The organism is Geodermatophilus sp. SYSU D00879 (genome assembly GCF_054050375.1).
Genome location: NZ_JBJGZF010000002.1, coordinates 184128 through 198094 on the forward strand (window position 1 = coordinate 184128; position 13967 = coordinate 198094).

The following is a 13967-nucleotide window of genomic DNA, read 5'->3' on the forward strand; positions in this document are numbered from 1 at the left end:
CGCGCGCCGCCAGGCGCGGGCGGCGTGCCCGGCACCGGCACCGCGCGCGGCCCGCGGGCCCGCGGCGTCCCGCCGTGCGCGGCACGCTGCTCGCCGCGGGCCTGGCCGTCCTCGTCGGCGGCGTGGGACTGGGGCAGGCCGCGCTCGGCCGCGACGACGCCGGCCCGGCGGCGCGCCCGTCCACCGCGAGCACCCTGGGTCCGGGCGACGACGCGACTCCCCCGGACGGCGCCGAGCCGGTGGCCGGCTGGCTCGGCGCCGCGCTGCCGCCGCAGACGGACCTGGCCGCCACGGCCGCCGTCCGGCGGGAGCTGACCGACGCCGGCGTCCCGGCCGGCCGGCTGCGCCCGGCCGAGGACGGCGTCCCGCCCGGCACGCTGCTCGCCGTCGTCGGGGCCGCGCCGGCCGGCACGCGGGTGGTGGCGCGCTTCGACCGGCACGGGGACGGCAGCGAGCTGCTCGTCGTCGACCCCGCGCCCGGCGAGCCCACGGCCGGGGAGGTCGCCCGCCGGCAGGACCTCGCCCGGGCGCTGCTCGCCAACCCGACCACCCGGGCCGAGGGCGCGGCGGCCGCCGTCCTCCAGGACGCCGCCGTCGACGAGCGGCTGCTCACCGTGCTGGCCGCCGTGGCCGCCGCCGACGGCGTGGGTGTCGCGGCGTTCCCCGCGCTGCCGGGCGAGGAGGGCGCCGCGACGCCGGCCCGCCGGGCGCTCGTCGACGCCGTCGGCGGCGCGCCGGTGCCCGGGGACCCGGAGGCCACCGAGCGGCTGCGGGCGTGGCTCGCCGCCCAGCTCCCGCCGTTCGCCCCCGACGACGTCGAGGTGACCGACGCCGGGGTGCTCGTGTCCTTCCGCTACGTCTCCGCGCCGGAGGCCCTGGTGACCGCCGCCACCGGCTGACGGCGCGCCCGGCGGACCCCGCGGGTGTGGCCCGCGGACCCACGAGGTAGACGTTGGGTCATCCCCTGACGACGGCGGGGATCCGACCCTGCACCGGGAGGCGCGCGTGAGCAGGACGAGCCGGGTCCTGGCGGTGGTGGCCCTGACCGCGACGATGGCGGGGCTGCCCACCGGCCCGGCGGCCGCGGACGACGGCGGCCTGCTCCGGCTGGCGCACCTGTCCCCCGACACGCCGGCCGTCGACGTCTACGTCGACTCGGTCGCCGACCCCGCGGCCGGCCAGGTGTTCCCCGCGGTCGGCTACGGCACGGTGTCGGACTACCAGCCCGTCCCCGCCGGCACCTACGCGGTGAGCATGCGCGCCGCCGGCGCGGGCCCGGGGAGCCCGCCGGTGCTGTCGACGACGGTGCAGGTGGGCGCGGACAGCGCGCACACCGTGGCCGGCGTCGGCGCCTTCGCCGACCTCGGCCTCGAGGTGCTCGACGACGACCTCACCCCGCCGCCGCCGGGCACCGCGCGGCTGCGGGTCGTCGCGGCGGCGGCCGGCGCGCAGACCCTCGACGTCGCCGTCCCCGGCGGGCCCTCGCTGGCCACCGGCCTGGCGTTCGCCGACACCACCGGCTACGTCGACGTCCCCGCGGGCGCCACGGCGGTCAGCGTGACGCCGCAGGGCGGCCAGGCCACGGACCTGCCGGTGCAGGTCGACGCCGGATCCGTGTACAGCGTGCTGGTGCTCGACCGGGCCGGCGGTGGGCTGACCGTGCGGACCGCCCTCGACGCCGCCGGCGCCGGGGTCGTCCCCTCGGGCGGGGTGGAGGCCGGTGCCGGCGGCGCGGTGGACGACCCCTCGCTGCCCGCGCCGGTCACGGCCACCGTCCTCGCCGCCGCCGCGGGCCTGGTCCTGCTCACCACGCGGCGGGCGGCCGCCGGCGCGGCTCCGGGCCGGCACGCCGCGGGCCGCCGGCGCCGGTGAGCGGGCCGGCCGCCTGCCACCGCGCTCCCGCCCGCCGGTCCCGGCACCGCGCGCCCCGCTGGAGCCGGGGAGGCCTGCTGCGGCTGGCGCTGGCCCTCCTCGCGCTCGCCGCGGGGGCGGTCGCTCTGCTGGAGCCGGCCGCTCCCCCGCCGGCCGCCGCCGGGGCGCCGGCCGCGACCGTCCCGGGGCCGGTCGTGCTCGCCCAGCGTTCCGCCCCCGCGGCCGTGCCGCCGGTGCGGGTGCGGGCGCCCGCGATCGGCCTCGACAGCGGGCTGGTCGACCTGGGCCTCGACGCCGCCGGCGCGCTGGCGGCCCCGGCCGACTTCGCCACGGCCGGCTGGTACACCGGCGGCCCGGCGCCGGGCGACGTCGGCCCGGCGGTGCTGGCCGGGCACGTCGACTCCCGCAGCGGCCCGGCGGTCTTCTGGCGCCTGCGCGAGCTCGCCCCCGGGGACGAGGTGCTCGTCGACCGCGCCGACGGCAGCACGGTGGCGTTCACCGTCACCCGGGTCGAGCGGCACCCGAAGGACGCCTTCCCCACCGACGCCGTGTACGGGCCGACGGCGGACGCCCAGCTGCGGCTGGTCACCTGCGGCGGCGCCTTCGACCGCTCGGTGCGCAGCTACGAGGACAACGTCGTGGTCTTCGCGACCGCGACGGCCTGAGCCCCTCGTCAGCGGCGGCGGTCGCGGGCCTGCCAGCAGGCGGTGTGCCAGTGCCGGCGCAGGTCGGCGGCGGAGTCGGTGTCCCAGGGCTCGAGGTCCGAGTCGCGGGCGTAGGCCGGCCAGCTGACCACGTGCGGTGTGCCCGGCCGGATCTCCTGGTCGCACCCCGGGCAGCGGTAGGGCTTGGTCCTGGCGGCCGGGGTCAGCCGGGGGACGACCCTGGGGCGGGCCGCGGCCTCCTCGCCTTCCACGCGCCGAGGCCCGCGCGGGGGGCGGCGGGTCGGCCGCCCCCCGCTGCGTCGTCCCCTGCGGGGCACCTCAGCGCCGGGAGTAGTCCCGGAACCCGCGGCCGGTCTTGCGGCCCAGGTAGCCGGCGGTGACCAGGTGCTCGAGCAGCGGCGCGGGCGCGAACCCGGGCTCGCGGAACTCGACGTACAGCTCCCGCTCGATGGCCAGCGAGACGTCGAGACCGACGACGTCGAGCAGCTCGAACGGGCCCATCGGGTAGCCGCAGCCGACCTTCATGGCGGCGTCGATGTCGTCGGCGGTCGCGTAGTGCGCCTCGAGCATCTTCACCGCGTCGTTCAGGTACGGGAACAGCAGCGCGTTGACGATGAAACCGGCCCGGTCGGTGCAGGACACCGCGTGCTTGCCGAGCCGGGCACAGACCGCGTGCGCGGTGGCCGCGACGTCGGGGGCGGTGGCGATGGTGCTGACCACCTCGACCAGCTTCATCACCGGCGCGGGGTTGAAGAAGTGCAGGCCGACGACGTCGGCGGGGCGCTCGCTGGCCTTGGCGCACTCGATGACCGGCAGGCTCGACGTCGTCGTGGCCAGCACCGCGCCGGGCTTGCAGATCTCGCCGAGGTTGGCGAACAGCGCCTGCTTGGTGGCCAGGTGCTCGACGACGGCCTCGATGACCAGGTCGACGTCGGCGAGGTCGTCCAGCGACGCCGTGCCGGTGACCCGGGCGAGGACCTCGTCCCGGCCGGCCTCGTCGAGCCGCCCGCGGGCGACCTGCTTGTCCAGCGACTTCCGCAGCGCGGTGTGCACGGCCTCGACCTTGTCGAGGGTGCGGGCGACGAAGACGACCTCGTAGCCGCCCTTGGCGACGACCTCGATGATGCCGGTGGCCATCGTCCCGGAGCCGACGACGCCGACCTTCGACACCGGGCGGGCGCCCTCCGCGGCCTGCCCGGCGCCGGGGGTGAGCGCGTCCGGCACGACCTCGGCGGAGTCGCGCTGGGCGTAGGTGTAGAAGCCGCGGCCGGACTTCCGGCCCAGCAGGCCCGCGGTCATCATCTGCTTGATGATCGGGCTGGGCGCGTGCAGCCGGTTGCGCGACTGCTTGTACATCGTGTCGAGGATCTCGTAGGCGGTGTCGATGCCGATGAGGTCCATGAGCGCGAGCGGGCCCATCGGGAGGCCGCAGCCCAGCCGCATGGCGGCGTCGATGTCCTCGCGGCTGGCGTAGCGGTTCTCGTACATGGAGACCGCGTGGTTGAGGTAGCCGAACAGCAGCGCGTTGGCGATGAAGCCGGCCTTGTCGCCGATGGTCACGTCGACCTTGCCCAGCCGCTCGGCCAGGGCCTCGACGTCCTCGATGACCGAGGGCTCGGTGACGACGGTGCGCACGACCTCGACCAGCTTCATGACCGGCGCCGGGTTGAAGAAGTGCATCCCGATGACCTTGCTCGGCCGGCCGGTGGCCACCGACAGCTCGGTCACCGACAGGCTCGAGGTGTTGGTCGCGAGGATGGTGTCCGGCGGGCAGATCTTGTCCAGCTCGGCGAACAGCTCGGTCTTGAGCTCCATCCGCTCCGGGACGGCCTCGATGACCAGCTCCGCGGCGGAGAGGTCCTCCAGCGAGGTGGTGAAGCGGATCCGCCCGAGGATCGCCTCGCGCTCGGCGTCGTCGAGCTTGCCGCGCGCGACCGCCTTGCCGGTGGACTGCTCGACGTGCCCGCGCCCCCGGCTCAGCGCGTCCTCGCTGATCTCCACGGCGGTCACCGACAGGCCCGCGCGGGCCAGCACCTCGGCGATGCCCGCACCCATGGTGCCCAGGCCCACCACGCCGACCTCGGTCAGTTCTCTGGCCACGCTGCCATCTCCTCCCGTGCGTTGACCGGGGCAGTCTCCCACCCGAACGGCCCGGGGCTACCGGTGGGTAGCGGTCTCAGAACAGGCGCTGGGTGGGGTCGTCGGTGCCCTTGAGGACGGCGTAGTCGACGGTCACGCACTCGATGCCGCGGTCGCCGGCGAGCACCCGCGCCTGCGGCTTGATCTCCTGCGCGGCGAACACGCCCTTGACCGGGGCCAGCAGCGGGTCGCGGTTGAGCAGCTCGAGGTAGCGGGTCAGCTGCTCGACGCCGTCGATCTCCCCGCGCCGCTTGACCTCGACGGCGACGGTCCGGCCGTCGGCGTCGCGGCAGAGCAGGTCGACCGGGCCGATCGCCGTCGGGTACTCGCGGCGGACCAGCGACCAGCCCTGCCCGAAGGTCTCCACGTGCAGCGCGAGCAGCCGCTGCAGCTCGGCCTCGACGCCGTCCTTCTGCAGGCCGGGGTCCACGCCCAGCTCGTGCGCGGAGTCGTGCTCGACCGACTCGATGGTGATGACCAGCTGCTCACCGGCCTTGTTGGTGACCGTCCAGGTGCCGGACCCGTCGACCAGCTCGTCCTTCAGGGAGCACGGCGGGCTCATCCAGTTCAGCGGCTTGTAGGCGCGGTCGTCGGCGTGCACCGACACCGAGCCGTCGGCCTTGACCAGCAGCAGCCGCGGGGCCATGGGCAGGTGGGCGGTCAGCCGCCCGATGTAGTCGACCGAGCAGCGGGCGATGACCAGACGCACGGGGGCCGACGGTACCGGTCCGGTCACGACGGGAACCGCCGAGCCGGGTCGCGCGTCCGCAGGACCGTGACGACGACGTCGACGGTGCGCGCGGCCGCCCTGCTGGCCGGCGCGCTGGCACTGGCCGGGTGCGCGCAGGACGGTGCCGACGCCGCGGCGCCGTCACCCGCCCCCCTGCCCGCGGGCCCCGTGCTGCAGGTCGAGCACACCGGCGGTTTCGTGCCCCCGGAGGACCTGGTCACCCGGCTGCCGCTGGTCACCGTCTACGGCGACGGCCGGGTGTTCACCGAGGGCCCGCAGATCGAGATCTGGCCCTCGCCCGCGCTGCCGAACGTGCAGGTGACCGAGGTCGGGGAGGCCACCGTGCGCGATCTGCTCGACCGCGCCGTCGACGCCGGCGTGGCGGAGGACGCCGACCTCGGCGAGCCGCCGGTGGCCGACGCGCCCACCACCCGCATCACCCTGACCACCGACGAGGGCACCGCGGTCCGCGAGGTCTACGCGCTCGCCGAGACCCCCGACGGGTCGCTGACCCCGGAGCAGGCCGAGGCCCGCGGCCGGCTGCAGGACCTCGTCGACGAGCTCACCGGCCTGGCCGGCACGGGCCCGGCGGAGTCCTACGTGCCGCAGACGGTCGCCGCGGTGGTCCAGCCGCACGCCGGCGCCGACCCGGAGTTCCCCCAGCCCGACGTCGCCTGGCCGGGTCCCGAGCTGCCCGGCACGCCGCTGGGCGCCGGCCTGACCTGCGTGAGCGCCACCGGGCAGCAGGCCGCCGACGTGCTCGCGGCCGCCGCCCCGGCGAACGTCCTGACGCCCTGGGTCACCGTCGACGGCGCGCGCTGGTCGATCGCGTTCCGGCCGGTGCTCCCGCACGAGACCGGCTGCGCCGACCTGACCGGCTGACCCGCCCTCAGTCCGTCCAGGCCGGCGGGCGCTTCTCCAGGAACGACCGCATGGCCTCGCGGGCGCCGTCGATCTGGCTGGCCGACGCCATCACCTCGACGGCGACGGCGTAGGCGTCCCGCTCGGTCCGGTCGAGCTGGGCGTACATCGTCTGCTTCCCCCAGGCCTTGCTCGCCCGCGAGCCACGGGTGGCGCGCGCCATCAGCTCGTCGACGGCGGCGTCGAGCTCGCCGTCGGGCACGACCCGGTTCACCAGCCCCCAGTCCAGCGCGGTGCGCGCGTCGATGACGTCGCCGGTGAGCGCGAGCTCCATCGCCCGCTTGCGGCCGACGTTGCGGGCGATCGCCACCATCGGCGTGTGGCAGAACCAGCCGCCCTTGCCGCCCGGGGCGGCGAAGCCGGCCGACTCCGCGGCCACCGCGAGGTCGCAGGAGGCGACCAGCTGGCAGCCCGCGGCGGTGGCCAGGGCGTGCACCCGCGCGACGACGACCTGCGGCACGTCCTGCAGCGTCTGCATCAGCTCGGTGCACAGCGCGAGCAGGCTGCGGACCTCGGTCACCGGCCGGTCGACGACGTCCCGGAAGTCGTGCCCGGCGCTGAACACCGGTCCCTCCGCGCCGAGGACGATGCCCGCCGCGTCGGTGGCGCCGGCGTCGGTGACGGCGGCCAGCAGCTGGGTGAGGTGGTCGCGGGACAGCGCGTTGCGCCGCTGCGGGCGGCACATCGTGATGCGGACGACGTCGCCGTCGCGCTCGACGCGGGGAGCTCCCTCGGCGGTCACGTGACCGACCTCACCACGGACCGCCGGTCGGGGGCAACGCGGCTGGGGACGCTGGAGGGGTGGACGCCGAGGAGGTCACCGACACCGCGCCCCGCGCCGCCGGGCGGACGCTGTTCACCCAGGGCTGGCGGGACGTCGCGTTCCTGCACTGGGCGGTCGACCCGGACGTCGTCGCGCCGCTGCTGCCGCCGGGCACCCGGCCCGACACCACCCCGGACGGGCGCAGCTGGGTGGGGCTGGTGCCCTTCCGCATGCGCCGCATCGGCGTCCTCGGCTCGCCCGGCCTGCCCTGGGTCGGCTCGTTCCTCGAGACCAACGTGCGGCTGTACTCCGTGGACGGGGAGGGCCGGCGCGGCGTCGTCTTCGCGTCCCTCGACGCCGACCGGCTGCTGCCGGTGCTGGTCGCCCGCGCCGCGGGGCTGCCCTACCTGTGGTCGCGGATGCGCCTGACCCGCGACGGCGACCTGCTGACCTACACCTGCCGGCGGCGCTGGCCCGGGCCGCGCGGGGCCGGCGGCCGGGTCGAGGTGCGGGTGGGCCCGCGGCTGGAGCGGCCCGGTCCGCTGGAGCGCTTCCTCACCGGCCGCTGGGGCCTGCACCAGACGAGCCGGGGCCGCACGCGCTACTGGCCCAACGAGCACCCGGCCTGGCCGCTGCACCGCGCCGAGCTCCTGACCTGGGACGGCGACCTGCTCGCCGCGGCCGGGCTGCCCGGCGTGGGCGGCCCGCCGGACAGCGTGCTGTTCTCCCCCGGCGTCGACGTCCGCTTCGGCCCCCGCGTCTGACGCACGGAGCCGTTCCGCAACCCCCTGGGCAAGACGGCGCCCAGCGGCGACACTGCCCGGGTGGGAGCACCGCAGCCCGTGGCGACGGCCGACCCGACGACCGACGACGCCGGCGAGGACTGGGTGCACCGCCTGCTCGAGCTCGCGCGCGCCCGGCTCGGGATGGACGTCGCCTGGCTGTCGGTGTTCACCCAGGACCGCCAGGAGATCGCCTCGGCCACCGGCGAGCTCGGCGCCATGAACGTCTCCGAGGGCATGTCGATGCCGCTCGAGGAGTCCTTCTGCGTGCGGGTGCTGTCCGGCCAGCTGCCGCCGGTGGTCACCGGCGCCGACCGCAACCCGGTCACCCGCGAGCTCGCGGTCACCCGGCAGCTGGGGATCGGCTCCTACGTCGGCGCCCCGGTGCGCGGCGACGACCGGCGCCCGCTCGGGATGCTGTGCTGCATCAGCCGGGACCCCGGGGAGCAGCTGGACGGCTCGTCGGTGCGGACGGTGGAGATGCTCGCCGAGCTGATCGGCGAGCGGCTGACCGCCGAGGAGGCCGCCGAGGCCGAGCTGGCCGCCCGGCGCGCGCGGGTCTGCGGCGTCCTGGAGCGGCGCGCGGTGGAGGTGCACGTCCAGCCGGTCGTCGACATGCACAGCGGCACCGTCGTCGCGCACGAGGCGCTGTCCCGCTTCCCGGGCAGCGAGGGCGGCCCGGCGACGCTGTTCGCCGACGCCGCCGTCGTCGGCCTGGGCGTGGACCTGGAGCTGCTGGCCGTGCACGCCGCGCTGGAGGCCGGGGACCGGCTGCCGCGGGGCCTGCGGCTGGCGGTCAACCTCTCCCCCGAGGCGCTGCTGTCCCCCGAGGTCGGCGAGGCCCTCCTCGACGGCGTCCGGCGGACGGCGCTGACCGTGGAGATCACCGAGCACAGCCCGATCGCGGACTACGGGCCGGTCCTGGGCGCGCTGGCGCCGCTGCGGGCGGCCGGGATCCGGCTCAGCATCGACGACGCCGGCGCCGGCTACGCGAGCCTCCGGCACATCCTGCGGCTGCGGCCGGACACCATCAAGCTCGACATCGCGCTGGTCAGCGGGGTCGACGTCGACCCGGCCCGGCAGGCGATGACCGCGGCGATGGTGGCCTTCGCCGCCGACACCGGCGCCACGCTGGTGGCCGAGGGCATCGAGACCACCGCCGAGCGCGACGCCCTGCTCGCCCGCGGCGTCCGCTACGGCCAGGGCCACCTGTTCGGCCGGCCGGCGCCGATCTCCTGAGCGGCGCCGGCCGGGCCCTCACACGGAGGCGGGCACCTTCTCGTCGAGGCCGTTCGCCTCGCGGATCACGTCGACGACCTGGCCCATGATGTCGGTGAGCCCGAAGTCCTTGGGCGTGAACACCCGGGCCACGCCCTGCTCGCGCAGCCGGCGGGCGTCGCTGTCGGGGATGATCCCGCCGACGACGACCGGGACGTCGTCCAGGCCCGCCTCCCGCAGGCCCCGCAGCACCGCCGGCACCACCTGCAGGTGCGAGCCGGACAGCACCGAGAGCCCGACGACGTGCACGTCCTCCTCGATCGCGGCCGACACGATCTGCGCGGGCGTGAGCCGGATGCCCTGGTAGACCACCTCGAACCCGGCGTCGCGGGCGCGGACGGCGATCTGCTCGGCGCCGTTGGAGTGCCCGTCGAGGCCGGGCTTGCCGACCAGGAACCGCAGTCGCCCGCCCAGCTCCTCACCGGTGGCGCGCACCCGCTCGCGGACCTGCGCCAGCGTCTCGTCGGCCTCGCCGCCGCCGGTGGCCGCGGCCACGCCGGTGGGGGCGCGGTACTCGCCGAACACCTCGCGCAGCACGCCGGCCCACTCCCCCGTCGTCACGCCCGCGCGGGCGCACTGCAGGGTCGCCTCCATGAGGTTGACGTCGCTGCCGGCGGCCTCGCGCAGCGCGGCCAGCGCGGCCTCCACCGGCGCCGGGTCGCGCTCGGCCCGCCACCGCTGCACGGCCTCCTTCGCGGCCGCCTCCACGGCCGGGTCGACGACCATGATCGCGGTGTCGAGGTCCGCCGTCAGCGGGTTGGGCTCGGTGCTGTCGAACCGGTTCACGCCGACGACGACGTCGTCGCCGTTCTCCATCCGGCGCCGCCGCTCGGCCAGCGAGGCGACCAGCTGCCCCTTCATGTAGCCGGACTCGACGGCGGCCACCGCCCCGCCCATCTCCTGCACCCGGGCGATCTCGGCACGGGCGCCCTCGACGAGCTCGGCGACCTTGCGCTCCACCACGACCGACCCGGTGAACAGGTCGTCGTACTCGAGCAGGTCGGTCTCGTAGGCGAGCACCTGCTGCAGCCGCAGCGACCACTGCTGGTCCCACGGCCGGGGCAGGCCGAGCGCCTCGTTCCACGCCGGCAGCTGCACCGCGCGGGCGCGGGCGTCCTTGGACAGTGTGACGGCGAGCATCTCCAGCACGATCCGCTGGACGTTGTTCTCCGGCTGCGCCTCCGTGAGGCCCAGGGAGTTGACCTGCACGCCGTAGCGGAAGCGGCGGTGCCTGGGGTCCTGCACGCCGTAGCGCTCCTGCGTCAGCTCGTCCCAGAGCTGGGTGAAGGCGCGCATCTTGCACATCTCCTCGACGAAGCGGACGCCCGCGTTGACGAAGAAGGAGATGCGCGCGACCACCTCGCCGAAGCGCTCCTGCGGCACCTGCCCGGAGTCGCGCACCGAGTCCAGGACGGCGATCGCGGTGCTCATCGCGTAGGCGATCTCCTGCACCGGCGTCGCCCCGGCCTCCTGCAGGTGGTAGCTGCAGATGTTGATCGGGTTCCACTTCGGCATCGCCGTCACGGTGTAGGCGACCATGTCGGTGATCAGCCGCATCGAGGGTCCGGGCGGGAACACGTAGGTCCCGCGCGACAGGTACTCCTTGATGATGTCGTTCTGCGTCGTCCCGGCGAGCTTCGCGACGTCGTGCCCGTGCTCCTCGGCGACCGCCTGGTAGAGCGCGAGCAGCCACATGGCGGTGGCGTTGATCGTCATCGACGTGTTCATCTCGTCGAGCGGGATGCCGTCGAACAGCGCGCGCATGTCGCCGATGTGCGTGACCGGGACACCGACCTTGCCGACCTCACCGACGGCGAGCTCGTCGTCCGGGTCGTAGCCGGTCTGCGTCGGCAGGTCGAAGGCGACCGACAGGCCGGTCTGCCCCTTCGCCAGGTTCCGGCGGTAGAGCGCGTTGGACTCGGCCGGCGAGGAGTGGCCGGCGTAGGTGCGCATGACCCAGGGGCGGTCGCGCTCCTTCGGCGATGAAGGGAACGGCATGCCAGCGGAGTGTAAGGGGGTTACCGGCGAGTAGCAGCACCGGTCCGGGAGCCCCGCGGTGGCACACTCGATCGCGTGCGACCGGGCCTGTCGGGGCCCGGACGCCGCCCGCCGAGGGGAGGCGCCGTGCTGCAGCCGGGCAGTCTGAGCTACATCGCCGGACCGGTCATCGCGATCGTCGTCATGGTGCTGCTCGCCCTCTTCATGCGCTGGGCCTTCGGCGGCAGCTCCACCGGGGGCATGCGCCGGGGCCGTCCCTCGCCCACCGACGACGGCCTGCTCACCCGGGTCGCCACGCTCTCCCGCCGCGAGTCGGCGATGGCGCTGCGCGCGGTGCTCTCCGACGCGGGGATCCGCTCGACGGTCCGCTTCCCCGAGGCGCACCGCGCCGACGTGCTGGTCTTCCCCGAGGACGCCGACCGCGCCCGCGCGCTGGCGTCGTCCTTCCCCGCGGCCTAGAGGTCGCTCGGGCGCTCGACCCGCTCGATCCGCACGCCCAGGCCGCGCAGCTGCTCGACGAAGTCCGGGTAGCCGCGGTCGACGTGGTGCACGTCCTGCACCTCGGTGACGCCGTCGGACAGCAGGCCGGCGAGCACCAGCCCGGCGCCGGCGCGGATGTCGGTGGCCAGCACGGGCGCCGACGACAGCCGCTCCCGCCCGCGGACGACGGCGTGGTGGCCGTCGATGCGCACGTCGGCGCCCAGGCGCACCAGCTCGTTGACGAACATGAACCGGCCCTCGAACACGTTCTCGGTGATCAGCGCCGTGCCGGTGGACACCGCGGCCAGCGCGACCGCCATCGGCTGCAGGTCGGTCGGGAAGCCGGGGAACGGCAGGGTGACGACGTCGACCCCGCGCGGCCGCTCGTCCATGGCGACCCGGACGCCGTTCTCGACGACCTCCACGGTGGCGCCGGCGCTCACCAGCTTGTCCAGCGGGACCGCGAGGTGGTCGGGGACGGCCCGCTCGACGACGACGTCGCCGCGGGTCATCACCGCGCCGATCGCCCACGTCCCGGCGACGATCCGGTCCGGCACCGTCGAGTAGGTCACCGGCGACAGCGCGTCGACGCCCTCGACGGTGAGCGTGGAGGTGCCCGCGCCGTCGATGCGGGCGCCCATGGCGGTGAGCATCGAGCAGATGTCGACGATCTCCGGCTCGCGGGCGGCGTTGTCGATGACCGTCGTCCCCTCGGCCAGGACCGCGGCCATGAGCAGGTTCTCCGTGGCGCCCACCGACGGGAAGTCCAGCCAGATCGACGTGCCCACCAGCCGCGGCGCGGAGGCGACGAGGAAGCCGTGCTCGCTGTGGATCGAGGCGCCGAGCCGCTCCAGGCCGGAGATGTGCATGTCCAGCCCGCGGGAGCCGATCGCGTCGCCGCCGGGCAGCGCCACCCGGGCGCTGCCGCAGCGTGCGACCAGCGGGCCGAGCACGCTGATCGAGGCGCGCATCCTGCGGACCAGGTCGTAGTCGGTCTCGGTGGCGGGGTCCTCCGGCACGTCGACGACGACCCGGCCGCCGCCCCCGGGCTGCCCCGAGCGCTCGTAGCTGACGCCGCAGCCCAGGCGGCGCAGCACCTCGCTCATGATCGCGACGTCGAGGATGTCGGGCACCTCGTCGATCGTCGTCCGCCCGGAGGCCAGGAGCGCGGCGGCCATGAGCTTGAGGGCGCTGTTCTTCGCCCCCGTGACCCGTACCTGGCCCCTGAGGGCGGTGCCGCCGGTCACCTCGAAGCAGTGCACCCGACCACCCTACGGCGGGTGCCCGGGCGGCTCCGGGCAGCGTCCTACGCTCGCTCCATGACCGTCCGGCTGACCCGCATCTACACGAAGACCGGTGACGCCGGGCAGACGCACCTGGGCGACATGAGCCGGGTGGCCAAGACCGACCCGCGGTTGGTCGCCTACGCCGACGTCGACGAGGCCAACAGCGTGCTCGGCGTGGCCCTGGCGCTGGGGGCGCCGTCGCCGGAGCTGGCCGAGCTCGTGCGCAGCGTGCAGAACGACCTGTTCGACGTCGGCGCCGACCTGTCCACGCCCGTGGTCCCCGACCCCGCGCACCCGCCGCTGCGGGTGACCGCCGCCTACACCGAGCGGCTCGAGGCCGCTTGCGACGAGCACAACGAGGCGCTGCCGAGGCTCACCAGCTTCGTGCTGCCCGGCGGCACGCCGCTGGCGGCGCTGCTGCACCAGGCGCGGGTGGTCGTCCGGCGGGCCGAGCGCAGCGTGTGGGCGCTGCTGGCGGCCGACGGTGAGCGCACCAACCCGGAGACCGCCCGCTACCTCAACCGGCTCTCGGACCTGCTGTTCATCCTCGCCCGCGAGGCGAACCCGGACGGCGACGTGCTGTGGGCACCCGGCGCGCACAGCGGCGTCCACGCCCAGCGGGCCGCGCGGGGCTGACGCCGGCCCTCAGTGCACGGGCGGGGCCGACTCCACCCAGGAGAGGAACCCCGTCACCGTGGAGGGGTCCATGGCCAGCTCCTTGCGGCCGCTGCCGGTGACGCAGGTCAGGACGACCGCGTCGTCGGGCAGGGCGACGTCGTCCCGGCCCGGCGGCCGCCGGCCCTCGACCTGCACCTCGGTGCGGCACAGCCGCTGCTGCGGGCGGACCGACAGCGACAGCGCGCGGTACCAGAGCAGCGCCTCTCCGCCGTACCAGGCGACGCCCACCGACCACCGGGAGCTGCCGGCCGGGCGCAGCCACATCGTCACCGCGCCGAGGCCGGAGAGCAGCAGCCGGCGGCGGATGAGGAAGGCGACCACCAGGACGACGACCAGCACCCCGGCGAGCACGAGCAGGGCGGTGGTCACCGTCGG

General features: G+C 75.8%; 15 protein-coding genes. 8 read left to right on the forward strand and 7 right to left on the reverse strand.

Going from position 1 to position 13967, the window contains the following annotated elements:
* Positions 1-74: 74 nt before the first annotated feature.
* The 3 genes from ACI79B_RS04245 to ACI79B_RS04255 all read left to right on the forward strand — a co-directional run bounded on the left by ACI79B_RS04245 (position 75) and on the right by ACI79B_RS04255 (position 2537).
* Positions 75-899, forward strand: coding sequence for a hypothetical protein (locus tag ACI79B_RS04245; protein WP_456929127.1), 825 nt, complete (start codon positions 75-77; stop codon positions 897-899).
* Between the two features lie 106 nt (positions 900-1005).
* A complete protein-coding gene (locus tag ACI79B_RS04250) occupies positions 1006-1872 on the forward strand; it encodes a DUF4397 domain-containing protein (protein WP_456929126.1) in 867 nt (288 codons plus the stop codon).
* The gene (locus ACI79B_RS04255; RefSeq protein ID WP_456929125.1) at positions 1869-2537 is read left to right on the forward strand and encodes a class F sortase; all 669 of its coding nucleotides are present in this window, start codon (positions 1869-1871) and stop codon (positions 2535-2537) included. Before ACI79B_RS04250 ends, ACI79B_RS04255 begins: the two co-directional genes overlap by 4 nt.
* Before the next feature lie 8 nt (positions 2538-2545).
* Here ACI79B_RS04255 and ACI79B_RS04260 read toward each other — a convergent pair whose 3' ends face one another.
* The 3 genes from ACI79B_RS04260 to nucS form a co-directional block, all read right to left on the reverse strand.
* Positions 2546-2788, reverse strand: a complete 243-nt coding sequence (locus ACI79B_RS04260) for a hypothetical protein (protein ID WP_457000061.1) — start codon at positions 2786-2788, stop codon at positions 2546-2548.
* A gap of 67 nt (positions 2789-2855) precedes the next feature.
* On the reverse strand, positions 2856-4637 hold the full coding sequence (locus ACI79B_RS04265) for a 3-hydroxyacyl-CoA dehydrogenase family protein (RefSeq protein ID WP_456929352.1): 1782 nt from the start codon (positions 4635-4637) through the stop codon (positions 2856-2858).
* Between the two features lie 76 nt (positions 4638-4713).
* Positions 4714-5385, reverse strand: coding sequence for an endonuclease NucS (gene nucS, locus ACI79B_RS04270; RefSeq protein ID WP_456929351.1), 672 nt, complete (start codon positions 5383-5385; stop codon positions 4714-4716).
* Positions 5386-5451: 66 nt separating this feature from the next.
* Here nucS and ACI79B_RS04275 point away from each other — a divergent pair, with 66 nt between their 5' ends.
* Positions 5452-6288 (forward strand): hypothetical protein, encoded by an 837-nt coding sequence (locus ACI79B_RS04275; RefSeq protein WP_456929350.1) that lies wholly within the window; start codon positions 5452-5454, stop codon positions 6286-6288.
* A gap of 7 nt (positions 6289-6295) precedes the next feature.
* On the opposite strand, the gene ACI79B_RS04280 is transcribed toward ACI79B_RS04275, so the two are convergent.
* On the reverse strand, positions 6296-7069 hold the full coding sequence (locus tag ACI79B_RS04280) for an enoyl-CoA hydratase-related protein (protein ID WP_456929349.1): 774 nt from the start codon (positions 7067-7069) through the stop codon (positions 6296-6298).
* A gap of 59 nt (positions 7070-7128) precedes the next feature.
* Between ACI79B_RS04280 and ACI79B_RS04285 the strand changes: the two genes are divergently transcribed.
* Positions 7129-7854 carry a YqjF family protein gene (locus ACI79B_RS04285; protein WP_456929348.1) on the forward strand — a complete coding sequence of 242 codons (726 nt, stop codon included), beginning with the start codon at positions 7129-7131 and terminating at the stop codon, positions 7852-7854.
* 60 nt (positions 7855-7914) lie between these two features.
* Complete coding sequence (locus ACI79B_RS04290) at positions 7915-9111, forward strand: sensor domain-containing phosphodiesterase (protein ID WP_456929347.1); 1197 nt, start codon at positions 7915-7917, stop codon at positions 9109-9111.
* Between the two features lie 18 nt (positions 9112-9129).
* Here the strand turns inward: ACI79B_RS04290 and ACI79B_RS04295 are convergent, their stop codons facing one another.
* Positions 9130-11148: a protein meaA gene (locus ACI79B_RS04295; RefSeq protein WP_456929346.1), complete on the reverse strand. Its 2019-nt coding sequence runs from the start codon at positions 11146-11148 to the stop codon at positions 9130-9132.
* 126 nt (positions 11149-11274) lie between these two features.
* Here ACI79B_RS04295 and ACI79B_RS04300 point away from each other — a divergent pair, with 126 nt between their 5' ends.
* Entirely contained in the window at positions 11275-11607 is a 333-nt protein-coding gene (locus tag ACI79B_RS04300; protein WP_456929345.1) for a hypothetical protein, read from the forward strand.
* Here ACI79B_RS04300 and murA read toward each other — a convergent pair.
* Positions 11604-12890 (reverse strand): UDP-N-acetylglucosamine 1-carboxyvinyltransferase, encoded by a 1287-nt coding sequence (gene murA, locus ACI79B_RS04305; RefSeq protein ID WP_456929344.1) that lies wholly within the window; start codon positions 12888-12890, stop codon positions 11604-11606. The genes ACI79B_RS04300 and murA overlap by 4 nt on opposite strands.
* A gap of 57 nt (positions 12891-12947) precedes the next feature.
* On the opposite strand from murA, the gene ACI79B_RS04310 reads away from it, so the two are divergent.
* Positions 12948-13550, forward strand: coding sequence for a cob(I)yrinic acid a,c-diamide adenosyltransferase (locus ACI79B_RS04310; protein ID WP_456929343.1), 603 nt, complete (start codon positions 12948-12950; stop codon positions 13548-13550).
* 9 nt (positions 13551-13559) lie between these two features.
* Here ACI79B_RS04310 and ACI79B_RS04315 read toward each other — a convergent pair whose 3' ends face one another.
* Entirely contained in the window at positions 13560-13961 is a 402-nt protein-coding gene (locus ACI79B_RS04315; protein WP_456929342.1) for a DUF2550 domain-containing protein, read from the reverse strand.
* Positions 13962-13967: the final 6 nt, after the last annotated feature.